At 40.7% G+C, this 22,758-nt stretch carries 21 protein-coding genes, 1 pseudogene and 3 other annotated features; of the genes and pseudogenes, 17 read left to right on the top strand and 5 right to left on the bottom strand.

The annotated features are described in order from the left end of the window. Positions 1–63: 63 nt before the first annotated feature. Together PROCOU_RS11490 and PROCOU_RS11485 are read left to right on the top strand one after the other, a co-directional pair. The gene (locus PROCOU_RS11490) at positions 64–1,326 is read left to right on the top strand and encodes a glycosyltransferase family 2 protein (protein ID WP_036072551.1); all 1,263 of its coding nucleotides are present in this window, start codon (positions 64–66) and stop codon (positions 1,324–1,326) included. 23 nt (positions 1,327–1,349) lie between these two features. Next, on the top strand, positions 1,350–2,702 hold the full coding sequence (locus tag PROCOU_RS11485) for a nucleotide sugar dehydrogenase (protein WP_036072549.1): 1,353 nt from the start codon (positions 1,350–1,352) through the stop codon (positions 2,700–2,702). Positions 2,703–2,784: 82 nt separating this feature from the next. Here PROCOU_RS11485 and PROCOU_RS18930 read toward each other — a convergent pair whose 3' ends face one another. The 4 genes from PROCOU_RS18930 to mnmL all read right to left on the bottom strand — a co-directional run bounded on the left by PROCOU_RS18930 (position 2,785) and on the right by mnmL (position 5,477). After that, positions 2,785–3,492 (bottom strand): MupG family TIM beta-alpha barrel fold protein, encoded by a 708-nt coding sequence (locus PROCOU_RS18930; RefSeq protein WP_159101217.1) that lies wholly within the window; start codon positions 3,490–3,492, stop codon positions 2,785–2,787. Continuing rightward, entirely contained in the window at positions 3,452–3,847 is a 396-nt protein-coding gene (locus PROCOU_RS18925) for a MupG family TIM beta-alpha barrel fold protein (RefSeq protein WP_149023664.1), read from the bottom strand. The genes PROCOU_RS18930 and PROCOU_RS18925 overlap by 41 nt, the downstream gene beginning before the upstream one ends. A gap of 83 nt (positions 3,848–3,930) precedes the next feature. Next, on the bottom strand, positions 3,931–4,518 hold the full coding sequence (gene mnmM / locus PROCOU_RS11475; protein ID WP_036072547.1) for a tRNA 5-(aminomethyl)-2-thiouridylate-methyltransferase MnmM: 588 nt from the start codon (positions 4,516–4,518) through the stop codon (positions 3,931–3,933). Next, entirely contained in the window at positions 4,515–5,477 is a 963-nt protein-coding gene (gene mnmL / locus PROCOU_RS11470) for a tRNA modification radical SAM protein MnmL/YtqA (protein ID WP_036072545.1), read from the bottom strand. Before mnmL ends, mnmM begins: the two co-directional genes overlap by 4 nt. A 142-nt stretch (positions 5,478–5,619) precedes the next feature. On the opposite strand from mnmL, the gene PROCOU_RS11465 reads away from it, so the two are divergent. From PROCOU_RS11465 to PROCOU_RS11430, 9 genes and pseudogenes are all read left to right on the top strand, one after another. Then, positions 5,620–7,026 (top strand): amino acid permease, encoded by a 1,407-nt coding sequence (locus PROCOU_RS11465; RefSeq protein WP_036072543.1) that lies wholly within the window; start codon positions 5,620–5,622, stop codon positions 7,024–7,026. An 80-nt stretch (positions 7,027–7,106) separates the two neighbouring features. Then, a complete protein-coding gene (locus PROCOU_RS17790) occupies positions 7,107–7,283 on the top strand; it encodes a hypothetical protein (RefSeq protein ID WP_159101216.1) in 177 nt (58 codons plus the stop codon). A gap of 70 nt (positions 7,284–7,353) precedes the next feature. Beyond that, the gene (locus PROCOU_RS11460; protein ID WP_149023663.1) at positions 7,354–7,740 is read left to right on the top strand and encodes a hypothetical protein; all 387 of its coding nucleotides are present in this window, start codon (positions 7,354–7,356) and stop codon (positions 7,738–7,740) included. A 42-nt stretch (positions 7,741–7,782) separates the two neighbouring features. Beyond that, positions 7,783–7,995: a binding site (T-box leader), on the top strand. 61 nt (positions 7,996–8,056) lie between these two features. Beyond that, positions 8,057–10,471, top strand: coding sequence for a leucine--tRNA ligase (gene leuS / locus PROCOU_RS11455; protein WP_036072539.1), 2,415 nt, complete (start codon positions 8,057–8,059; stop codon positions 10,469–10,471). Positions 10,472–10,615: 144 nt separating this feature from the next. Continuing rightward, positions 10,616–11,263 (top strand): response regulator transcription factor, encoded by a 648-nt coding sequence (locus PROCOU_RS11450; RefSeq protein ID WP_036072537.1) that lies wholly within the window; start codon positions 10,616–10,618, stop codon positions 11,261–11,263. Continuing rightward, entirely contained in the window at positions 11,256–12,629 is a 1,374-nt protein-coding gene (locus PROCOU_RS11445; RefSeq protein WP_036072535.1) for a sensor histidine kinase, read from the top strand. The genes PROCOU_RS11450 and PROCOU_RS11445 overlap by 8 nt, the downstream gene beginning before the upstream one ends. Before the next feature lie 156 nt (positions 12,630–12,785). Then, on the top strand, positions 12,786–13,268 hold the full coding sequence (locus PROCOU_RS11440; protein WP_036072534.1) for a transglycosylase SLT domain-containing protein: 483 nt from the start codon (positions 12,786–12,788) through the stop codon (positions 13,266–13,268). 163 nt (positions 13,269–13,431) lie between these two features. Continuing rightward, positions 13,432–14,321: pseudogene (murQ, locus tag PROCOU_RS11435) on the top strand (N-acetylmuramic acid 6-phosphate etherase). A 15-nt stretch (positions 14,322–14,336) separates the two neighbouring features. Next, on the top strand, positions 14,337–15,800 hold the full coding sequence (locus tag PROCOU_RS11430) for a PTS transporter subunit EIIC (protein WP_036072533.1): 1,464 nt from the start codon (positions 14,337–14,339) through the stop codon (positions 15,798–15,800). A 289-nt stretch (positions 15,801–16,089) separates the two neighbouring features. Here the strand turns inward: PROCOU_RS11430 and bacA are convergent, their stop codons facing one another. After that, positions 16,090–16,467 (bottom strand): bacteriocin 51 precursor BacA, encoded by a 378-nt coding sequence (gene bacA / locus PROCOU_RS11425; RefSeq protein WP_279625189.1) that lies wholly within the window; start codon positions 16,465–16,467, stop codon positions 16,090–16,092. Positions 16,468–16,798: 331 nt separating this feature from the next. Here bacA and PROCOU_RS11420 point away from each other — a divergent pair, with 331 nt between their 5' ends. The 6 genes from PROCOU_RS11420 to PROCOU_RS11395 all read left to right on the top strand — a co-directional run bounded on the left by PROCOU_RS11420 (position 16,799) and on the right by PROCOU_RS11395 (position 22,757). Continuing rightward, positions 16,799–17,647, top strand: a complete 849-nt coding sequence (locus tag PROCOU_RS11420; protein WP_036072529.1) for a MurR/RpiR family transcriptional regulator — start codon at positions 16,799–16,801, stop codon at positions 17,645–17,647. Positions 17,648–17,725: 78 nt separating this feature from the next. Further along, positions 17,726–17,968: a binding site (T-box leader), on the top strand. 181 nt (positions 17,969–18,149) lie between these two features. Beyond that, positions 18,150–18,368, top strand: a binding site (T-box leader). A gap of 68 nt (positions 18,369–18,436) precedes the next feature. Next, a complete protein-coding gene (gene trpE, locus PROCOU_RS11415; RefSeq protein WP_036072527.1) occupies positions 18,437–19,804 on the top strand; it encodes an anthranilate synthase component I in 1,368 nt (455 codons plus the stop codon). Next, a complete protein-coding gene (locus tag PROCOU_RS11410) occupies positions 19,801–20,412 on the top strand; it encodes an anthranilate synthase component II (protein ID WP_036072525.1) in 612 nt (203 codons plus the stop codon). The genes trpE and PROCOU_RS11410 overlap by 4 nt, the downstream gene beginning before the upstream one ends. Then, the gene (trpD, locus tag PROCOU_RS11405; RefSeq protein WP_036072523.1) at positions 20,384–21,403 is read left to right on the top strand and encodes an anthranilate phosphoribosyltransferase; all 1,020 of its coding nucleotides are present in this window, start codon (positions 20,384–20,386) and stop codon (positions 21,401–21,403) included. The genes PROCOU_RS11410 and trpD overlap by 29 nt, the downstream gene beginning before the upstream one ends. After that, positions 21,400–22,164, top strand: a complete 765-nt coding sequence (gene trpC / locus PROCOU_RS11400; protein WP_036072520.1) for an indole-3-glycerol phosphate synthase TrpC — start codon at positions 21,400–21,402, stop codon at positions 22,162–22,164. The genes trpD and trpC overlap by 4 nt, the downstream gene beginning before the upstream one ends. Beyond that, positions 22,161–22,757 carry a phosphoribosylanthranilate isomerase gene (locus PROCOU_RS11395; RefSeq protein WP_036072518.1) on the top strand — a complete coding sequence of 199 codons (597 nt, stop codon included), beginning with the start codon at positions 22,161–22,163 and terminating at the stop codon, positions 22,755–22,757. The genes trpC and PROCOU_RS11395 overlap by 4 nt, the downstream gene beginning before the upstream one ends. Position 22,758: the final 1 nt, after the last annotated feature.

Raw genomic sequence — 22,758 nt, 5'->3', positions numbered from 1 at the left:
TTTTAGTTTATATATATAATGTTTTGATTTTTTGAAATTCAAATAATTAAGGGAGTTGACAGAATGTTTGAAAAAGGGACGAAAAAATCATCATTTATTATCTCTTTATTTGGTTTTATACTTTGTGTAGCAATGCTAGAGATGATTGGTTTTTGGAGAACGGGTAATATTTCAACATCGTTTAGTATCTATGGTTGGGGTATGGTTATTTATCTAATTATTAAAATGACGTTATCTATGTTCTATAAGCCGAAAGAAAATGACCCACCGAATTTGAAAGTAACAGTTGTTATCCCAGCTTATAATGAATCTAGTGAAGCGATTATTCGTTTAATGGAGACAATTCAGAAACAGACTTATCCAATACATGAAATCTTTTTTGTGGACGATGGTAGTAAGTCGAAAGAGGCTGTAATTGCTTTAAGAAAATATATAGCAGAAGCCAAATTGCCAAATACAACGAATATCATTATTCACGAGATGGAGAAGAACCAAGGGAAGCGACATGCGCAGGCATACGCCTTTGAGCACTCCACGGGGGACATATTTTTTACGATGGATTCAGATGGGGAGATTTTCCCGAACACATTATATGAGTTAATGCGACCGTTTGCTGATGAAAAAGTGATGGCTGCAACAGGCCATATTAATGCTCGGAATCGTGATACCAATTTGTTAACACGCCTTTTAGATATGCGTTATGATAATGCTTTTCGTGTGGAGCGTGCCTCGCAGTCAGTCACTGGACATATTCTTGTTTGTTCGGGACCGATTAGTTGCTATCGACGTGAGGTTGTTATGGATAATCTACAGCGATATCTAAACCAACAAGTACTTGGAGTGCCGGCATCTGTTGGGGATGACCGTTGCTTAACAAACTATGCGATTGAGAAAGGTACTACGATTTATCAGTCAACAGCGGAATGTATTACGGATGTTCCAGATTCGATGCGTGTATTTTTAAAGCAACAAACACGATGGAGTAAATCCTTTTTTAGAGAGACGTTTATATCGATGCGCATGATTTTTACGCATCCAATTGTATTTTTATGGTCGTTCGTTGAGATTGTGTTATGGATTATTTTCCTAGCAGCTGTTGGATATAATATTATTTGGCATTTTTGGGATTTGACATGGATCGATTGGGTATTTTACTTGATTTTGGCTTGTCTATCTGCCTATGCGAGGAATGTACACTATATATTTAAGTATCCACTCTGCTATTTAATGGCACCAATTTATGGTCTCATTCATTTTTTCACTATTCATATTGTGCGTTTAACAGCGTTGGCAACATTACGTGTAGATAAATGGGGAACACGTTAAGGCATATAAAAAGGAGTAATGAGATGAATAATTTCGAGAAGATAAAGAATAGATTGAATAAAAAGGAAGCGGTTATCGCGGTTATGGGGCTTGGCTATGTTGGTTTACCACTAGCCATCTCCTTTGCTGAAGCTGGTTTTCAAGTTATTGGATTTGATCCAAGCGAGCCAAAAGTAATGCTTGTTAATCAAGGTAAATCTGATATTATGGACATCACATCGGAACGTTTAGCAAAATTGGTTGGAAACAAACAGCTTATTGCGACTACAGACTCTGAAAATCTAGCAAAGGCAGACGCAATCATTATATGCGTACCAACACCTCTAACTAAATCATATGAACCAGATATTTCATATATCGTAAGTGCGGTGGATATGATTCGTGAGAATATGACACCTAATACGGCTGTAGTGTTGGAAAGTACAACATATCCAGGTACCTCTAAGGAATTGCTTTATTTGCCAATTGAAAAAGATGGTTGGAAATTAGATGAAGATTTCTATGTATGCTATTCGCCAGAGCGAGTTGATCCAGGTAATAAAACATACCAAACAGAAAATACACCAAAAGTATTGGGAGGTATGACACCGATTTCGATGCAGGTGGGAACAGCTCTATACGAACAGGTAATCAACCATGTAGTACCTGTGGCATCGACGGAAGTGGCAGAGATGAGTAAGCTCCTTGAAAATACGTTTCGAAGCATTAATATAGCGTTTATTAATGAAATGTCATTATTGTGCGAAAAATTAGACATTGATGTTTGGGAAACGATTGAAGCATCCAGTACAAAACCATTTGGGTTTATGCGATTTAACCCAGGACCAGGAATTGGCGGGCATTGTATTCCGTTAGATCCGATTTATTTATCTTGGAAAGCGAAGGAGGTTAATTTTTTCAGCCGTTTTATTGAGTTGGCGCAGGAGACTAATCATCAAATGCCAGAGCATGTTGTTCATAAAGCGATGAAGACGTTGAATAGCAAACAAAAGGCGTTGAGTGGTTCGCGTGTTTTACTACTTGGTATGGCGTATAAAGAGAATATTGACGATCTTCGAGAGTCACCAAGTATTTCTGTTTATGAAAACCTTATAAAATCGGGAGCTAGTGTGGATTTCTGTGATCCATTAGCAACAAAATATAGAGATTATAATGGCGTGACTCAGGAAACGATTCCGCTTGATTACAATCGTTTTGCAACCTATGATTTGGTTATTATGATGACATGCCATGACATTTTTGATAAGGAGCAGATATTTGCAAACAGTGCTTTAATTTTAGATACAAAAAATGTAATGTCTTCATTTGCTTCGAATAAGGTTACTCGTTTCGGTGGTGGTCCAGTTGTGCATACTGAAAAGACGATAATGGCGTAGTAAAACATTGGTGTTACAAAGGTAGGTGTGGAAGAATATTCTGCTCTTACTATAATAAATGGTGCCTTCAAGGGCATGCTTTTCAATTGTATTGTCTTAACCGAAGTATCTGTCCTGGCTTTATAAATGGTAGTATAGCAATGGATTCTGGGGTGAGGTGACCGATAGTATTTGACTTTGGTTCGTCAGGTAAGTCGCGAGTAGCAATCGTAATTTCGCCTTGGTAACGTCCAAATAATTGGTTATCGATGAGAATGCTACCGATTGGACGGACATTTGTAGGTAAAGGTGCAATATCGATTTTCCCTAAAGCTGGGCGTGATTTTTCTAAACGAATAAGATCGCGCGCTGGGTCCATGCGGTTGTTATCTGGTTGTAAAAGGTGTTGCTGGATACGAGAGTCTAGTTCCTTTGACAGCTCACAATCAAGTAGAATTGTTTGTTCTTTTGCAAACGCGGAAAATTGTTCTATTGTTTGTGTTTGTAATGATGGATCGCCAATATAAACGTGATCGATACCAAGTGTTTCTAATTCAAGTGCTGCGACAAATGGGTGTGTGTGTCGATGTTTTTCTAGAGTTGGTAGTCCCTCGAACAATGGCTGGCGTTTTTCTTCATCACCTGGGACAAAAGCGGCGACTTTTAGACCATAGCTGTGTAGAAATTCATTTGTTTGTTTAAAAAAAGGAACGTCAAGGCCTGTATGTGGTTTTGGATAATAGTTGTGAAATGCTTCTACTTGTGAGATATCAATGCCAGCCTGTAAAAGCGATTTTAAAAAATGGCTCATCAATCGTGCTAGCATTAAGATAGACTTTGATTTTCGTAGCGAGTTTTGCGATTTCGTCTATTGTTAAACCATAATCCACGCGTAAGCCGGTGACGCCAAGTTCAGTTAGTCGCTCTGCATTGTCGATAGTGAGATCAATATGTGCGAGTGATTCAGTGGAAATATCAAGAATTAACTGCATATTATCTTCTTTGGCAGCAGCGCCAAGCCTTGTTAGTAGCTGGTGATAGTTTGCTGGATTTTCTTCGGGTATGTGTAACGAACTAAAAATAAGGGAAAAACCGTTTTTGGATGCTTGCTGGATTGTTGTTTCAAAGTCATTGTCGTTTGATAGATAAATGGAGATACCGAACATGAAGAATCACCGTGCTTTCTTATTGTTTTAGTTTAATTATATATTTAGTGAAATTTTATTTCAAATAAAAACCAGCTTCCACATCATTTTGCGGAAACTGGTTTTATTTTGCGTTTTTCAATAGCGATGACGAAAGGGGGATTGCTACGTTGATTGATGAAACGATATTCTAACACATGAAACTGCTCTTGAGGAAGGGACTTGGCATAGTTTAGTACTGCTGATTTTTCTATTTGACCTTCAGGATGGCCGTGGTAAATAACTAGAATCGTAATGCCACCGATTTCAAGTAGGGATAGTGCGGCATCGATTGCTTGGATGGTTGAATCAGCCAGTGTTGTAATCGTTTTATTGCCACCAGGTAAATAACCAAGGTTGAAAATAGCGGCTTTGATTGTTTGCTCAGAAAGAAGCTCAGTCATTTTTGCATGACTCTCATGTAAGAGTGTAACTTGGGTGTTCAATCGCTTTTCTGTGAGCAGCTGTGTGGTTGCATCGATAGCTTCTTGCTGGATATCAAAGCCGAATACACGGCCGTTCACACCAACTAAATTCGCTAAGAAAGCTGTGTCATGACCGTTTCCAATTGTGGCATCAACGACTGTATCGCCAGGTAAAATGATTCGGTTGAGTAGATCGTGGCTAAAAGGGAGAATGCTTTTTAAATTCATGCGCTATCACCGACTTTCAAAGGTTTGTAAAACTTCCCTTGCCAGCTATCGCGTCTAACAAGTTCGGCATCAATCGAATTGAGAACTTCCCACTTGTTCAAACTCCAAATCGGACCAATTAAGTCCTCAATGGCACCATCACCTGTAATGCGATGAATGACCATTTCCGGAGGTAGGATTTCTAGCTGATCACATACAAGGTTCACATAATCGTCCTTTGTTAAGAAGTGTAACTCACCATTTTTATACTGCTGGACCATTGGTGTTCCTTTGAGCAAGTGTAATAAGTGGATTTTAATACCTGCAACGCCACTTTCTACCACTTTTTGTACAGTTTGCATCATCATTTCTGGCGTTTCGCGCGGGAGCCCATTGATAATATGCGTACAAACACGAATACCACGAGCGTGTAGTTTTTCAACGCCTTCCACATAACAGTCGTAATCATGTGCCCGGTTTATTAGCACGCCAGTATCGTTATGAGCGCTTTGTAGGCCAAGTTCGACCCATAGGTAAATTCGGTCATTTAATTCAGCTAGATAGTCCACAACGTCGTCAGGAAGGCAGTCAGGGCGCGTTGCAATGGAAAGTCCCACAACACCAGTCTCATTTAGCACTGACTCGTATTTTTCGCGTAGTTCCGCAACAGGAGCATGCGTATTCGTAAACGCCTGGAAATAGGCCATATATTTACCATCTTTCCATTTCGTGTGCATCCGTTCCTTAATTGCATGAAACTGGGTTTGTAAATCATCGACTCGATCTCCAGCGAAATCTCCAGATCCCGCCACACTACAAAAAGTACAACCGCCATGTGCCACCGTACCATCACGATTCGGGCAATCGAAACCACCATCTAATGCTACTTTAAAAACTTTATAACCAAAATGTTCACGCAAACAGTAATTCCACGTGTGGTACCGTTTATTATCATTCGTGTATGGAAATGGATTCATCATGTGTCAAACTCCTTCAAATTTGAATTAATCATCTCTGCTATTTTATCATATTTCCAAGGGGTTGCGGAGAGGTTATCATGTGTGATATTATATAAAAATACTTTAACTTGGTAATGTGTTAAAATGATTTGGGGGAAGAAACATGAACAAAACAAACAAGAAAATGGGTTATCTCGTATTGACATCGTTAGTAGTAGGGAACATGATTGGATCAGGAATCTTTATGTTACCACGGCAAATGGCTTCAGTAGCAAGCCCGCTCGGTATTATGCTGGCGTGGGTTTTGACAGGGACAGGTGTTTTAATGATTGCCCTTGTATTCGGAAATTTAGCTGTGCGACGACCAGACTTAACCAGTGGTGCGCAAAGCCACGCATTCGAATTATTCGGTAATCCAAAATTAAAAAGACTTGCCGGTTTCATTGCTGTCTGGAGTTATTGGGTCGCTAACTGGGCGGGGAATGTGTCTATCATCACCTCTTTTGCCGGTTACTTATCTGTGTTTTTCCCAATACTTAACAGCAAAGAAATTGTTTTGACAATAGGATCCTATCAGTTGGGGCTCGGCCAATTGCTCACATTTATCATTTGCTCGCTACTTTTATGGGGTGTTTGCCTGATTATTATTCAAGGTGTTAGTGGTGCTGGCCGGATTAATTTCATCGCTACTGCTGCAAAAATCATTGGCTTTTTCTTGTTCATCGTTGTTGGTTTATTCGCCTTCCAATCTTCAGTAATGGGTGAGTGGTATCATCCAGTTGTCGATACGAGTGGACTAGAGCATGGTTTGTTATCACAAGTGAACAGTGCTGCGATTGTGACTTTATGGGCCTTCATTGGTATCGAATCAGCGATGATGTTTGCTGGACGCGCTAAATCTGGAAAAACTGTGCGCGCTGCAACGATTTCGGGTCTGGTAATCTCTGTTTGCCTCTATACAACAATCACAATCTTAGCATTAGGTCTCATCCCGAAATCTAAATTGCTCCACTCTGCAAGTCCATTGGCAGATGCACTGAATGTAGTCACAGGGAATGGTGGCTCAGCAGTTATGGCATTGCTTGCGCTAGTTTGCTTGTTCGGCTCGGCAATCGGTTGGATTATGATGAGCTCCGAAGCACCATATCAAGCTGCTAAAAATGGGCTCTTCCTTCCATTTTTAGCAAAAACAAATAAAAACGGTACACCAGTTCTTGTCCTTATTTTGACATGTTTTGCATCCCAATTATTCATTTTTTCAACGCTTTCAGGGAATATCGCAGCAGCCTATGATTTTGTGGTTAAAGTATCAACGCTTGCATTTCTTGTCCAATATTTCATCTCGCCATTATTCCAGCTGAAATTGACGCTGACTGGCGCGACATATGAATCAAACTCATTAGGAAAACGTTGCTTTGATGGCTTTATTGCATCACTTGCGTTAACATATGCCTGTTGGATTATCAAAAGTGGAACAGAAGATTGGCGCGTGTTTGTTCTTAGTATTGGCCTATTTCTCCTAGGTTTCCTATTATATCCATTAATGAAATATAAGGGGCTGACAAAATAACAATCATTGCTTTATCCGTGTTTTTATGCTATTTTTAAGACATATTTAGGTGAAATTGGGAAAGCGAAAGAAGTGGGGAAATGATAATTGTATATCTCGTGTTGGCGATTATTTGTTTGATGGTCATCACAGCCTTTTACGGGAAAATAAACATTCGAAAACATTGGATTGGTATCGCAGCTCTCGTACTGCTAGCTGCAATGATGGCGATTTTTTTTCAGGCAAACGTTTTTTGTAACGGGCAGTCCGTATCATGAAATCCATAAACAAGTTGCCTCAACAGATCTTTCGGCGGAATCGGTAAATGGAATTAAGATTAATCAAGTGTTGTCTCCAGAGATAGAGAAAAATGATTTTAAATCGAAACCAGTATCCGATAAAAGCTTGCAAAAAGAGATTAAAGTGCTCGTTCCGAAGAAAAAAGAGAAAGCAACTTATTGGATCTCTATCGAAAACGCGGATAAAAATCGGGCGATACATATCGAATATGCAAGCGATAAATTAACAACTAGTCGTGGTATCAAGTTTGGTGATTCTGTCGATAAGGTAATAAGCACGTATGGTTCGGCCTATCGTGATTTATCAAAGTCTGATCGCTACGAACAAGAGCTTGTATATGAAGATAAAGATAATAATATCGAATTACGCTTTGGTTTTTGGGACGATAAAGTTGAGATGGTTTGGTTAACATCGCTCGATAAAGCCCCAATTTAAAGGGTTGTCAAAGTACGTTGGATAGGCTACAATAGAGCTATTGATGAAGTAGTAGAAGAGGAGTAGTAGTGTAAATCTTGGCGTTTAGAGAGGTGACGGTTGGTGCGAGTCACACGTAAAAGATGCATGAACTTGCCTCGGCACGCATAGATGTGGTGAAAGCCACCGTATTCTTCCGCGTTAAGGAATTGTTGAGTTGAGTGGAAACACTAATTTGGGTGGTACCGCGGGGGTTTTTGTACCCTCGTCCCATGGCATTTTTTTGCTGTGGGATTTTTTGTTTTGTAGCAAGTATTAGAGAGGGAGTTATTGGATTATGACATTTAATCACAAAGAAATGGAGCCAAAATGGCAAAAGAAATGGGAAGACGAGAAGATTTTTAAAACGACGGAGGATGCGGATAAGCCGAATTTTTATGCACTTGATATGTTTCCTTATCCGTCTGGCTCAGGCCTCCATGTCGGGCATCCAGAAGGATATACAGCGACGGATATTATTTCACGCATGAAGCGAATGCAAGGGTTTAATGTACTTCATCCGATTGGTTGGGATGCGTTTGGGTTGCCAGCAGAGCAGTACGCGATTGACACTGGGAATGATCCTGCTGCATTTACGGCGCATAACATTGAAAATTTTACGCGTCAAATCAAGTCGCTTGGCTTTTCTTATGACTGGGATCGTGAAATCAATACGACTGATCCGAATTATTATAAATGGACGCAATGGATTTTCACGAAGCTGTACGAAAAAGGATTGGCATATGAGGCGGAAGTTGCTGTAAACTGGTGTCCAGCGCTCGGTACGGTACTTGCGAATGAGGAAGTTATCGACGGTAAAAGTGAGCGTGGTGGACATCCGGTTTTCCGCAAACCGATGCGTCAATGGATGCTTAAAATTACGGCATATGCGGATCGTTTACTAGATGATCTAGATTTGGTTGATTGGCCGGAGAATATTAAAGATATGCAACGTAATTGGATCGGACGCTCGGAAGGGGCGGAAGTTGCGTTTCAAGTGAAGGGTAGCGATGCAAACTTTACAGTGTTTACGACGCGTCCTGATACGCTTTTTGGAGCAACGTATGCCGTTCTAGCGCCAGAGCATGACTTGGTTGATAGAATTGTGACAGCGGATCAAAAAGAGGCGGTAACGGCGTATCAAAAACAGGTTGAGCTAAAAAGTGAGTTGGAACGCACGGATCTTGCTAAGGATAAGACGGGTGTTTTTACCGGAGCGTTTGCGATTAATCCGGTGAATGGCGAAGAAATGCCAATTTGGATTGCTGATTACGTCTTGATTCAATACGGAACTGGTGCGATTATGGCGGTTCCAGCACACGATGAGCGTGATTATGCGTTTGCCAAACAATTCCAATTGACTATAAAACCTGTCCTTGCAGGTGGAAATGTGGCAGAAGAAGCTTATACAGGTGACGGCGATCATATCAATTCGGAGTTTCTCGATGGCCTGAATAAAGATGATGCCATTGCAAAAATAATTGATTGGCTCGAAGAAAACAAAGCAGGCACGCGTAAAATTAGTTTCCGTCTGCGTGATTGGTTGTTTAGTCGGCAGCGCTATTGGGGTGAACCGATTCCTGTGATTCATTGGGAAGATGGCGAAACAACGACGATTCCAGAACAAGAATTGCCACTACTTCTTCCAAAGGCAACAGAGATTAAGCCATCAGGAACGGGTGAATCACCGCTTGCTAACTTGACAGATTGGGTAAATGTTGTCGATGTGAATGGGCGTAAAGGGCTACGCGAAACGAATACGATGCCACAATGGGCTGGCTCTAGCTGGTATTTCTTGCGCTATATTGACCCTACAAATAACGATGTTTTAGCTGATAAAGAAAAACTTGAAAAATGGCTTCCAGTAGACGTTTATATTGGTGGTGCTGAGCACGCCGTTTTGCATTTGCTATACGCACGATTCTGGCATAAATTCTTGTACGATATCGGTGTAGTGCCAACGAAAGAACCATTCCAAAAGCTGTTTAATCAAGGCATGATTTTAGGGGATAATAATGAGAAGATGAGTAAATCTCGTGGCAATGTTGTTAACCCAGATGATGTAGTGGAGCAATATGGTGCTGACACACTACGCCTTTACGAAATGTTTATGGGACCACTTGAAGCATCGATTCCATGGAACGCAAATGGTCTAGAGGGAGCACGTAAGTTCCTAGACCGCGTTTGGCGCTTGTTTATTGAGGAAGCGACTGGTGAAATAAATGCTAAAATTACACCGGATGCTAATCTTAATCTTGAGAAATCTTATCATCAAATGGTGAAAATGGTCACAGAGCATTACGAAAATATGCGTTTTAATACTGGTATTTCGCAATTGATGATCTTCATCAATGATGCTTACAAAGCGACAACGATTCCGAAAAACTATATAGAAGGCTTCGTTCAACTACTTTCACCGATTGCGCCACATGTAGCAGAGGAATTATGGAGCCGTCTCGGTCATGCTGAAACAATTGCTTATGAGCCATGGCCAACATTTGACGCTTCAAAATTGGTAGAAGATGAAGTGGAAATCGTGTTGCAAGTTAATGGTAAGGTGAGAGCAAAAGTCACGGTAGCTAAAGACTTAAGCCGTGAAGAGCTAGAGCAAATCGCTCGGGCTAACGACAAAATCAACGAAGAAATTACTGGGAAAACTGTCCGTAAAGTTATCGCGGTACCAGGTAAATTAGTAAACATTGTAGCAAATTAAACGATATATGTTGTCCTCCTAACTGGAAATTTGGTTGGGAGGACTTTTTTGTTTTTAAAGAAATTCTAAAGGTTTGTTTTTTGTCAATTTTGTGTCATAAATCTATGGTATGATGGAAAAAAAGAACTACTAGGATGATGAACAATGAATGTATTAATTGCAGATGATCAAAAAGATATGTTAAAAATTTTGTGTGCTTATTTTGAAAAAGAGGGCTTTACTGTTTTTCAAGCGGAAAACGGAGAGGAAGCTTTAGAGATTTTTTATCGTGAAAAGTTAGATTTAGCGGTATTAGATTGGATGATGCCGGGTATGAATGGTGTGGAAGTATGCAAGGAAATGAAGGCATCGGGTTCAGTGAAAGTGATGATGTTGACGGCAAAAAGTGAGGGCGAAGACGAATGTCACGCACTAGAAGCTGGAGCAGATGATTACGTGAAGAAACCATTTTTCCCGAAAGCATTACTTGTTCGCGCGAAGAATTTAACTGGTTTTCAGAACTGTTTTGAGGTGGCAGATATCACGATTGATACATACGCCAAGAAATTATTTAAAGCAGGTACGGATATTAATGCCACGAAAAAGGAATATGAATTGATGCGTGTTTTGTATCAAAATAAAGGCGCAATTTTGAATCGGAATCAGCTGTTAGACATTGTTTGGGGCATTGATTACGAAGGAGAAGAGCGCACAGTAGATACGCATATTAGACGACTTCGCGAAAAGATTGGTGACGGGCTGATAAAAACACATCGCGGGATGGGCTACAGTATTGAGGTTGGAAATGAGTAAACTTGGCAGAAAACTAACATGGCGTATTTCAGCAGTCGTGATTGGTGTTTTTGCGTTATCCATGCTCGTGAATCAATTTTTCCTACCTAAATATTATCATTATGAGATGAAACAGAAAGTGACACAAGCAATGAAAGAGGTCGATCGGTGGGATAAGTTACAGATCGAGAGTGACTTAGGAATACTGGAAGCGAAATATGACGTAACAATTGTTTCAGAGCGAATGAGTAATAATGTGGATGATCTTAATGAAATGCTGCGATTGGACCTAGCGCAGAAACGTATTGCTCTAAATCGTTTTTGGATAACTGGCGAGACGCTGGAGGAACTCAAAAAAGGCGCGATCATTACTAAGTTGTATGACCAAGGGAAGCAAAAATCAAGTTTTCTAGTAAGCATGAATGAGAAGGATGGCTTGTTAATTATGGCAGGAGTTTCGATTGCATATTATGATGAAACGGCAAAAGTCATTAATGAATTTAACTTGATGCTGATGTTGTTCGGATCCATCTTAGTTGTTGCCTTAACTGGCTTTTTGTCCCGAAAAATCACGAAGCCGCTTGAAGAGTTAAAAATTGTGGCGAACCAGATTTCAAAATTGGAGTTTGAGAAAGTGACGGTTGAAACAAAGGATGAATTAGAGGATTTGGCTACGAGTATTAATGTGATGAGTGATGACCTAAAGAAAGCCCATCATGCCTTACTTCGTAGAAACAAAGATTTGAAATATTTTATGGCTGATTTAACGCATGAATTGAAAACACCGCTCGCTCTAATCAAAGCCTACAGTATGGGTATCCAAGATGGTTTGGACGACGGAACTTACATGGCAACAATTGTGAAGCAAACCAACCATATTTCGGCGATTATTGAAGAATTATTGCGTTTTTCAAAAATGGAAGTTGATCCACTTCGTTTGGAAAAAATCCAAGTTCGGAAGCTATTCGATGAGTTACTCACAAATTATCAAGAAACAACGGGTATGGATATTCGCATAAAATCAGAAATCAGCCCAGAAGTGAGTATTTTGGCGGATAAAGCTAAATTGGAAATGGTGTTCAATAATTTAATTACGAATGCGGTGAAATACGCGACGACGAAACAAATCAAAATCGAATGGGCAGAGCGAGATAATAAAGTTTATTTTGCAATTAAAAATGAAACGACGATTGTGAGTCAAGAAACGTTAGGTCATATTTGGAAGCCATTTTATGTAAGAGAAGCCTCACGAAATAAGAATTATTCAGGAACTGGGCTAGGGCTTGCGATTGTGCAAACGGTGATGGAGCAACATGAATTTAAATATGGTGCTATGATTGATGAAGGTTGGATTACGTTCTATCTTATTTTTGATCGATTGGAGTAAGTGAGAGGAGGACAAGCATGAAAACAAAAAATATTATAGCAAGTATCGTGCTTGTTTTCGTTCTTGTAATCTTGCTTATCTTAAAAATATGGCAGACCGACCAAACGATACAAATACAAACAGTAACTAAAATACAGATAATGAGAGGTTAAGGCGATGAAAAGAGAGACATTTATTTTTATATTAGGCGTACTAGCGGCATGTGCATTGGTTTTTCATTTCTATGATCAGCACCAGCAGCGTGTTGCTATGATGGATATGATTAAAGAAACAGCAAAAAAACATGATATACCAGCTTGGATTCCGCTCTCAATTGCTGAAACAGAAAGTGGCTTTGATCCTAAAACGATTGGGGATGCTGGAACTTCTTATGGTTTATTCCAGCTTCATCGCGGTGGCTTGGCTCCAGAAGAAATGACGGATGATGAATTACTGAAGCCCGAAGAGAACATCGAAATCGCGATTACAAACATGACAAGAGCCTATGATCGCGCTCAGGTGAAAGGTCTTGAAGGGATTCAGATGCTAACTTATATTGCGAACACTTCTGGCTGGCCAACTCAGCGTGGAACAGACTGGACGGATCAGAATACGAATTATAATAAAAAAACTGGCGAAAAATTTCAAGAAACATGTTAAAGTAACAGAGCTAGCAGTAGTAGAGTAATAATGAAAAGCGTCTTAGCGTAACGGTTAAGGCGTTTTTTACTTTTATTTTTGAAATTTTATTTCATTATTTTAAAATAATTATTGAAATTTAATTCCGTATGAGTTACAATAAACACATGAAAGAGGTGTTCTTATGTTAGAGAATTTATCCACGGAAAAAAGAAATGAAAAAAACGACATCTTTAGATACACTTACGGTGAAAGAAGCATTGCAGATTATGAATGAAGAAGATGCAAAAGTACCAGTGGCCATCGCGTCAAGTTTGGTATCGATTGAAACCGTTATCAATGGTGTGATTGAGAGCTTTAAAAAAGGTGGACGCCTGATTTACCTAGGGGCTGGAACAAGTGGCCGACTTGGTGTTCTTGATGCTGCGGAATGTGTGCCGACATTTGGAGTGCCCGCAACAATGGTTGTAGGCTTGATTGCAGGTGGTGAGAAAGCGTTTCTACAAGCGGTTGAAGGTGCGGAAGATTCAGCGCTTTTGGGTAAGGAAGATTTACAGAGCATTTCTTTGACGGCGAATGATTTTGTCTTAGGAATCGCTGCGAGTGGCCGTACGCCTTATGTAATTGGTGCACTTGATTATGCCAAGGAAGTTGGCGCGCAAACAGGAGCTTTATCTTGTAACACGAACGCCGCGATTTCAAAACACGCGGATACGGCGATTGAAGTAGATTGTGGTCCAGAAATTTTGACAGGATCGACACGTTTGAAAGCGGGAACAGCACAAAAAATTAGTTTTAAATATGATTTCGACGGTTTCGATGATTGGAATTGGGAAAGTATATAAGAACTTGATGGTTGACGTGATGCCGACGAATGAAAAACTGGTAGAACGCTCAAAGCGCATCATCATGGAAGCGACAGAATGTGATTATGAAACAGCAGAGAAACATTTTGAATTAGCAGGACAACACGTAAAAACAGCAATTGTCATGATTTTAACGAATTCAGACCTTGCGACAGCCACGGAGAAATTAGCATCAGCGGATGGTTTTATCAGACGCACATTAGACTAAAGGGAGGCATTAGAAATGAGTAAAGAGCAAGATTTAGGTCAAAAGATTTTTGAGGAAGTCGGAGGAATCGGTAACGTTTCTAAAATCGCGCATTGTATGACTCGCGTGCGCTTAGGTATTAAAGATACAGATAAAGTCAACGTAGAAGGATTGAAAAAGGCACCAGGTGTTCTCGGTGTTGTAGAAGATGATACGCTCCAAATCATCGTTGGACCTGGTTTCGTGAATAAAGTGGCAGGTGCAATGTGTGAAATGGCAGGTGTGAAACTAGGTGAAACACTACCGGAAAATCTTGATGGGAATTTGTCGCAATCAACGGCTAAAACCGGTAAAGAGTTAGTGGAAGAAAAGGCCGCAGCAACAAAGGCTGAGTTGAAAAAGAAACAAAATAATACATCTGGATTCAAGCGTTTACTGAAATCCATCGCGAACATTTTTGTGCCGCTAATTCCAGGTTTCGTTGGTGCGGGTTTAATCGCTGGTATTGCAGCAATAATGTTTAATAATATTCAAGCAGGCAATTTAGATGCTGGGACATGGATGCAATATATTACAGTTTTAAACGCTATTAAAAATGGTATTTTCTATTTCCTTGTGATTTATGTAGGTATTAACACAGCTCAAGAATTTGGTGGGACGCCAGTACTTGGTGGTGCCGTTGGTGGAATAACATTACTCATAGGCGTTACACCAGAACTACCAATTAAAAACATCTTCAACGGTAGCGATATGGCTCCAGGACAGGGTGGTATTATCGGTGTGCTTTTAGCCGCGTACTTGCTATGTGTTGTCGAGAAATTTTTACGTAAATGGATTCCAAATTCACTAGATATTATCTTGACTCCGATGCTAGCGTTACTAATTATTGGTTTGTTCACGATTTTCATCATCATGCCATTTGCTGGCGTTATTTCAACAAGTTTAGTAGGGAGCATCAACTGGATTATCGCAAAAGGTGGATTGTTCGCTGGATTTGTTCTAGGGACGCTATTCCTACCAATGGTAATGCTTGGATTGCACCAAGTTTTGACTCCGATTCATGTTGAAATGATTGCCCAAGATGGTTATACAATCTTACTACCAATGCTTGCTATGGCAGGCGGGGGACAAGTCGGCGCGTCAATTGCAATCTGGATGCGTTGTCGTAAAAATAAGCCTTTAGTTACGATGATTAAAGGTGGTTTGCCAGTAGGTATTTTAGGTATTGGTGAACCGTTAATCTACGGTGTTACTGTTCCGCTTGGTCGTCCATTTATCACGGCATGTCTTGGTGGTGGTATCGGGGGAGCAATTATCGGATTCTTCGGTAATGTTGGTGCCATCGCAATCGGTCCATCTGGTGTAGCGCTAATCCCGCTTATCGCTAATAACACATGGTTTGAATATATAATTGGTTTACTAGCGGCATATCTTGGTGGCTTCGTCTTAACATATCTATGGGGTGTTCCAAAAGATGCAATGGAAGTAGTAGAAGAATAAAAAAAATGAGAGTGATTTACCAACCAAATCGGAAATAAATGCAGAACTATAAATCCCCCCTAGGGTTAAACCTTAGGGGGGGGGCATATTAGCATTGCGAAATTTAATTAGTTTTATATTTTTCTTCCTATACAGTACCTATGACTCTTATAATATTGACAATAATGATCGCAGGAACTCCAAAATATAAGAAGAAGTCATTTGAAGTAAGTATAAAGTACAATGACATACCTATAAAGGGTGCAAAAATCATAGATAGTCTTGTCGCACTCATTTTTGCTACTCCTTTTTACTTTATGACGTATTTTGCATTAGACATATAGCTATCGGTAGTGTAGTTACTAAAGTGAGAGATATAAGTAACTTGAACTCCCTTATTCTTATTTGCGGCACTCACAAATACTTGATTAGCATCAACAGCTGAACCGAAAGCAAGTGATGCAACTCCTGCTGTAAAACCACTTAATCCAATAAAATTTGTTATAGATGCAATTGTATTCAGCTTTTTAGTTTGTGCTTTTACCTTTTTTGCCTGTGCTGGACTTATATAATATGACATTTTGTAGCAAGTATAGCCAACGTGATTATGAGTGTATTTTGTACCGGCTGATGCTGCGTTTGTCGCAAGAGGTATAGCTGAGATACTGATAGTAGTAGCTAAAACCAATGCAATAAGTAAATTTAATTATTTTTTTTCATGTGTGTTAACTCCTTAAAAATATATTCATAGAATATCTATTTACTTATAATTATACCTTATTTTGTATTTATAATCAAATAAAATGCATATATATGAACTATTAGTCTTAAATGGAAGGATATTTTGGTTAAGTTAGATGTTAGAGGAAATGATAATAGAATGGAGTAGATTATTTCTTAACTTAATAATCTGCTCATTAAGCCTTTATCCAGGCACCTCTCACTTTTTTGTTATATAGCTTACTCTCATGTTATAATTGAAGCATGGAATCTATTCGAAGGAGGCGGCAACGAACATAATGGGAAGCGTAATTAATCGAATTCAAGGTATTCTGGAAGAACTGCCGAAATCAGAGGCAAAAGTAGGACGCGCGATATTAGCTGATCCTAGCAAGATTGTAAAAATGTCGATTCACGAATTAGCTGAAAATTCTGGTGCAAGTGGCGCTGCGGTGATTCGTTTTTGCCATTCGATGGGGTTAGAAGGTTTTCCCGAGTTAAAAATGAAGTTGTCTGTTGAACTTGTAAAACCAGAGAAGACTGGCTATTATGATATTGAGCCGAACGAAGAGTTTGAAGAAATTACGCGAAAACTAGTTTCAAATACGGTGCAGACACTAAATGATACAGTGGGGCAGTTGGAGAAAGAGAAGATAATGCAAGCATGCGAGATTTTATACAAAGCTGATACGATTTATGCGTACGGCGTTGGTGCATCGTGGCTGATTGCTGAGGATATTGCACAAAAATGGATGCGTGCTGGGAAACATGCGATTGCGATTGCCGACCCTCACATTTTAGCGATGGCTTTTGCTGCGGGATCTAAAAATGCGGTTTTCTTTGCGATTTCGAATAGCGGTGAAACGAGCGAAGTGCTGCAATTGGCTGATGAGGCGTTGAATAATGGTCTAGAATTACTTAGTTTGACACGTTTCGGACAAAATAAATTGAAACAGCGAGCGGCGATTTCACTTGAGACATCACGCGCACCTGAAACAGAGCTTAGAAGTGCGGCAACGAGTTCAAGACAAGCACAGTTTTTGGTGATTGATATTTTATTCTATTTCTACGCCTCGCATCACTATGAAGAGATGATTGAGCAGATTAGAACATCACGAGAAGCAACGAATCGTTTTAGGGAATCGTGAGTCTATTACTACATAAAAGCAAACATAGAAAAAGACTTGACTTTGTATCTGATATCCGCTAATATAGGTTTTATATTAATGAATGCGTAGATGAAGAGTAAGTAGCATGATGGATGTTTAAAGAGAGCTGATGGTTGGTGTGAATCAGTAGCAGAAGTAATGTGAATGGACTTCGGAGCAACTAAACTGAACGGGAATTTCCTCAGTAGGAGTTAGCGATTAGGCCTTATCGTTACACAAGGCACCCCATACTTCATGTGGGACTAAGTGAATCGTTTTTTCGATTAATAAAGGTGGCACCACGGGTCTCCCGTCCTTATCTAATTTTATTAGGTATGGATGGGGGCCCTTTTTTGTTGGGGTTCTTACGAAGCGAGCGTGTCATCCGCTAGAGGTTCTTTTCTGTCAATCACGAGATATGCGTTAAATAAACAGAACGCGCGGCAAACAAGAGAGAACTGTAATAAAATATACTAACAAGAACATAGAAAATCAAATATATGATAAAACATCAAGCAAGAAGAGTAAGCAGAATCAATTTTCCCAGAGAGTCAGTGGTCGGTGTGAACTGATAGAATTATTTTGCCGAAGTGGTCCTTGCGCGTGTGGCTTTGAACAATGAAAGTAGGAGCTACCGGGTTCTCCCGTTACAGAGATGGGGTTTAAATTCTAAACCCCGATGAGATAAAATATGAGGTGGTACCGCGATTTCGCCCTCTAAGGAAAGCAGCTTTTTAGCTGCAATCTTTAGGGTTTTTTTTGTATTCTGGCTATTTGGAGGAATGAGAGATGAAATTAACGAGAAAAATGAATGCTGATACGATTACGGCAATTCTGGCATATGAGCGATTGGATGGAGAGAATAAAGCGTTATTAGAGGGGGCAGCTAGAGATGCAGATGCTGGGAGATATTCCATTATTGCGATGGACCCGGTGCATGAGATTAAGGTTCATGGACAACAATTTGTGTTTGACGGGGTGGAGAGCGTAGTGGCTGATCCTTTAGCAGAACTTGATAAAATGATTCGCAAAGCACCGAGAACGGAGGAAAGGCTTCCTTTTGAGGCTGGTGCGATTGGATATGTTGGGTATGATGTCATTGCTTTATATGAAGATTTGGGCGAGGTGCCTAAGGAGACACGAGAAGGACTGGCAGATATTCATTTTATGTTATATGAATCATTTTTGATTATGGATCATCAAGCAGAGGAAATAACGCTGGTTCAAGATAATTGTTACTCAAATCGGACAGAAAGTGAGATGCAGATGGCGCTTAATCGAATGCATGAGCAGTTGGTGACGGCGGGGGCACGTGAGTCACGGAATATTGTGGTGAAGCCGATGGATTATTCGAGTAATGTCACAAAAGCGGAATATATGATGCAAGTTGAAAAAGCGAAAAGGTACATCAAAGAAGGTGACTTTTTCCAAATTGTGTTGTCGCAGCGCTTGGAGGCCCCTTTTTTGGGTGATGCATTTGATTATTATCGAAAATTGCGACTTTTGAATCCTTCGCCGTACTTGTTTTTTGTAGATTTTGGTGAGACAAAATTGATTGGATCATCACCAGAGAGTTTGGTGAGTGTGACTGGTGATGTGGTCATAACGAATCCAATTGCTGGGACGCGAAAACGTGGGGTGACGAAGCAAGAGGACGAGCGCTTAGCAGATGAATTGTTACACGATGAGAAGGAACTTTCGGAGCATCGGATGTTGGTTGATTTGGGACGGAATGACATTGGAAAGGTTGCGGTGATGGGGAGCGTTTTTGTTCCGGTTTACTTGACGATTGAGCGATATCGCTTTTTAATGCATTTAGTTTCAGTTGTGGAAGGGACGCTAAAACCAGAGCTGACTGCAATGGACGCACTGAAATCGGTTTTGCCAGCTGGAACGGTAAGTGGTGCTCCGAAGATTCGAGCGATGGAACGTATCTATGAATGGGAAAATGTAAAGCGTGGGCCTTATGCAGGGGCAGTTGGCTACTTAACGCATCAAGGAGATTGTGATTTTGCTCTGGCAATTCGGACTATGGTATTGCATCAAGGGACGGCTTACGTGCAGGCTGGTGCTGGTATTGTGTATGATTCGGATCCGGAGAGTGAATATTTAGAAACGTTGCAAAAAGCGAAGGCGTTACTGGAGGTTGGAAAATGATTTTATTGGTCGATAATTATGATTCGTTTACGTATAATTTAGAACAGTATTTGGCAGAATTCGCAGGTGAAATTATGATTCGTCGGAATGATGCAGCCGATTTGATGGAGATGGCGGAAGTTGCTTCAGGAATTGTGTTGTCGCCGGGTCCTGGGAAACCGAATGAGGCTGGACTCTTAGAAGAGGTTGTACGACGATTTGCGAAGGTAAAGCCAATGTTAGGTATTTGCTTGGGACATCAGGCAATTGGCGAGGTATTTGGCGGGACGGTGAGTCAGGCTAAGGTAATTAGGCATGGGAAGGTTTCGGTGATGCATCAGACGGCGGGTGCGATTTTTGACGGACTGGATGTGTCGTTAGAAATCATGAGATACCACTCACTAATTGTGGAGAAGGTTGCATTTCCTGAAAAATTAGAAATTTTAGCGAAATCATTGGATGACGATGAAATTATGGCAATACAGTTACGTGGATTCCCGGTTTATGGATTGCAGTTTCATCCAGAGTCCATTGGAACATTAGACGGCAAACGAATGATGGCGAATTTTGTAGCAATTGTAGAGAAGGAGAGTGAACGCGATGGAAGCGTATTTGCAGAAAGTGTATGATCAGCAGAATTTGATGCGAGTGGAGATGGAAGAGGTAGCTGCGGCCATTTTTGCTGGTGAATTGAGTCAGGCGCAAATCGCGGCTTTCTTGATGGCTTTAAAAATTAAAGGAGAAACAATTGAAGAGATGCAGGCGATTGCAGAAACGATGCAAGATGTGGCGATTCCATTACCGATTGCATCTACGAATACGATGGATAATTGCGGTACTGGCGGAGATAAATCGCTAAGTTTCAACGTGAGTACAACCTCAGCTTTTGTTTTGGCAGCAGCTGGTATAAAGGTGGCGAAACATGGGAATCGTAGTATTTCGAGTAAGTCGGGAAGTGCGGATGTTTGTCAGGAGCTAGGCATTGATATTTCGCTTGGCGCAGAGGACATGGTATATTTACTGGAGAATGTTGGGATTGCCTTCTTGTTCGCACCACATGTGCATCCGAAAATGAAATATGTGATGGAAGTTCGCCGAGAGTTGAATACACCAACGATTTTCAATTTGATTGGACCGCTTACGAATCCGGTGAAGTTGGAAACGCAATTGATGGGAATTTATCGTCGTGATTTATTGGAGCAAACGGCGCAAGTACTTGGGAAATTAGGTAGAAAGCGCGCGATTGTAGTGAACGGTGGTGGTTTCATGGATGAGGCTTCACTTGCGGGTGAGAATCACTATGCGTTACTAGAAAATGGTGAAGTGTCACTCTATACTTTTTTGCCGGAGGATGTCGGTTTAGAAAGGCGTGATTTAGCGGCGATTCGAGGCGGCGATGCGAAACGAAATGCGGAAATTTTGCTGTCAGTTTTAAAAGCAGAGCCGAGTGCGTTTTATGATACGGTGATTTTGAATGCAGGCCTTGGTTTGCTGGCACATGGGAAAGTGGGAACGTTGGAATTAGGAATTGAAATGGCACGAGACTTATTGGATAGTGGCGCGGCTTATGCCAAATTAACACAATTATTGGCTTGTCAGAAGGAGCGATTAGTAGGATGACATTTTTAGAAGAGATTTTAGCAAAAAAAGCGCAAGAAGTGGCGGAAATGCCGTTAGAAAAAGCTAAATTACCGCGTGAAAAACCATATTTTTATGATTTTCTAAGAGAGAATACTACAGTAGTTCAGTTGATTGCAGAAGTAAAACGGGCATCTCCGTCGAAAGGAGCAATTAATTTAGATGTTGATCCAGTTGCTCAAGCGAAAAGTTATGAAGCTACTGGTGCTGGGGCGATTTCGGTGTTGACAGATCAGCAATTTTTTAAAGGAGATATTGAGGATTTGCGAGCTGTAGCGCAAGCAGTTGGCATTCCTGTTTTATGCAAGGACTTTATCATTAGTGAAAAGCAATTAATTCGCGCGAAAAATGCAGGGGCATCTATTGTGTTGCTTATTGTTGCGGCCTTATCAGAGCAAGCGTTGACGACATTATTTAAGCAAGCATCAGCACTCGATTTAGAGGTGCTTGTAGAAGTGCATAATGAGGTGGAACTTAAGATTGCTGAGCAGCTAGGTGCAAAACTGATTGGCGTGAATAACCGTGACTTACATAGTTTTGTGGTGGACATTGCGGTGAGTGAACGTGTGGCAAGAGAATTCTCGCGGTCGGATGCGTTTTATATTAGCGAAAGTGGTATTCGTGAGCCTGAGGACGTGGCGCGAGTAGCCAAATCTTTCAGTGTGGTTCTTGTCGGTGAAGCATTGATGCGAGCAAATCAAGTGGAACAAGCAGCAAGTGCGTTGAAGGTGAGCAGACTATGACGCAGGTCAAAATTTGTGGACTAAAATATCAATCTGATATCGAGGTTGCTATAGCGCATGGAGCCGAAATGATTGGTTTTGTCTTTGCCCCGAGTAAACGCCAAGTAAAACCAGACGAGGCGCGAATATTGGCTGGAAATGTCCCGAGTTATATCAAAAAAGTAGGTGTTTTTGTCAATGAAACCCCTGCGGAAATCAACAGAATTGCAGCACTAGTACCATTAGATATCGTGCAGTGTCACGGACAGGAGACAGCGGCAGACTTAGCCAACATTAATTATCCAACAATTAAGGCGTTTCAAGTAAAGAATGGGAAGATTAATGGTGACGTAGCAATGTATCCGAACAGCTTGATTTTGCTTGATGCCCCAATTGCAGGACACGGCGAAACGTTTGATTGGCAGGCGGTTGTGAAGCAATGTTTGCCTAAGGAGCGGCTAATGATTGCGGGTGGCTTGGATGTGACGAATGTTACCACGGCTATCCAGCAATTCCAACCGTTTGCTGTGGACGTATCTTCCGGTGTCGAAACGGACGGGACAAAAGATCCGGAAAAAATAATAAAATTCATTCAAAAAGCGAAGGAGTCCTGAA

Origin of the sequence: Listeria rocourtiae FSL F6-920, assembly GCF_000525975.1 — a bacterium.
GTDB classification, from domain to species: domain Bacteria; phylum Bacillota; class Bacilli; order Lactobacillales; family Listeriaceae; genus Listeria_A; species Listeria_A rocourtiae.
Note: the sequence above shows the minus strand (reverse complement) of the source record. Positions and strands in the feature narration are given on the sequence as shown.

Excerpts from the sequence above, each read along its gene's own strand:
- PROCOU_RS11490 (WP_036072551.1), top strand. The coding sequence starts at position 64 with ATGTTTGAAAAAGGGACGAAAAAATCATCATTTATTATCTCTTTATTT.
- PROCOU_RS11485 (WP_036072549.1), top strand. The coding sequence starts at position 1,350 with ATGAATAATTTCGAGAAGATAAAGAATAGATTGAATAAAAAGGAAGCG.
- PROCOU_RS18930 (WP_159101217.1), bottom strand. The coding sequence starts at position 3,492 with ATGAGCCATTTTTTAAAATCGCTTTTACAGGCTGGCATTGATATCTCA.
- PROCOU_RS18925 (WP_149023664.1), bottom strand. The coding sequence starts at position 3,847 with ATGTTCGGTATCTCCATTTATCTATCAAACGACAATGACTTTGAAACA.
- mnmM (WP_036072547.1), bottom strand. The coding sequence starts at position 4,518 with ATGAATTTAAAAAGCATTCTCCCTTTTAGCCACGATCTACTCAACCGA.
- mnmL (WP_036072545.1), bottom strand. The coding sequence starts at position 5,477 with ATGATGAATCCATTTCCATACACGAATGATAATAAACGGTACCACACG.
- PROCOU_RS11465 (WP_036072543.1), top strand. The coding sequence starts at position 5,620 with ATGAACAAAACAAACAAGAAAATGGGTTATCTCGTATTGACATCGTTA.
- PROCOU_RS17790 (WP_159101216.1), top strand. The coding sequence starts at position 7,107 with ATGATAATTGTATATCTCGTGTTGGCGATTATTTGTTTGATGGTCATC.
- leuS (WP_036072539.1), top strand. The coding sequence starts at position 8,057 with ATGACATTTAATCACAAAGAAATGGAGCCAAAATGGCAAAAGAAATGG.
- PROCOU_RS11450 (WP_036072537.1), top strand. The coding sequence starts at position 10,616 with ATGAATGTATTAATTGCAGATGATCAAAAAGATATGTTAAAAATTTTG.
- PROCOU_RS11445 (WP_036072535.1), top strand. The coding sequence starts at position 11,256 with ATGAGTAAACTTGGCAGAAAACTAACATGGCGTATTTCAGCAGTCGTG.
- PROCOU_RS11440 (WP_036072534.1), top strand. The coding sequence starts at position 12,786 with ATGAAAAGAGAGACATTTATTTTTATATTAGGCGTACTAGCGGCATGT.
- PROCOU_RS11430 (WP_036072533.1), top strand. The coding sequence starts at position 14,337 with ATGAGTAAAGAGCAAGATTTAGGTCAAAAGATTTTTGAGGAAGTCGGA.
- PROCOU_RS11420 (WP_036072529.1), top strand. The coding sequence starts at position 16,799 with ATGGGAAGCGTAATTAATCGAATTCAAGGTATTCTGGAAGAACTGCCG.
- trpE (WP_036072527.1), top strand. The coding sequence starts at position 18,437 with ATGAAATTAACGAGAAAAATGAATGCTGATACGATTACGGCAATTCTG.
- PROCOU_RS11410 (WP_036072525.1), top strand. The coding sequence starts at position 19,801 with ATGATTTTATTGGTCGATAATTATGATTCGTTTACGTATAATTTAGAA.
- trpD (WP_036072523.1), top strand. The coding sequence starts at position 20,384 with ATGGAAGCGTATTTGCAGAAAGTGTATGATCAGCAGAATTTGATGCGA.
- trpC (WP_036072520.1), top strand. The coding sequence starts at position 21,400 with ATGACATTTTTAGAAGAGATTTTAGCAAAAAAAGCGCAAGAAGTGGCG.
- PROCOU_RS11395 (WP_036072518.1), top strand. The coding sequence starts at position 22,161 with ATGACGCAGGTCAAAATTTGTGGACTAAAATATCAATCTGATATCGAG.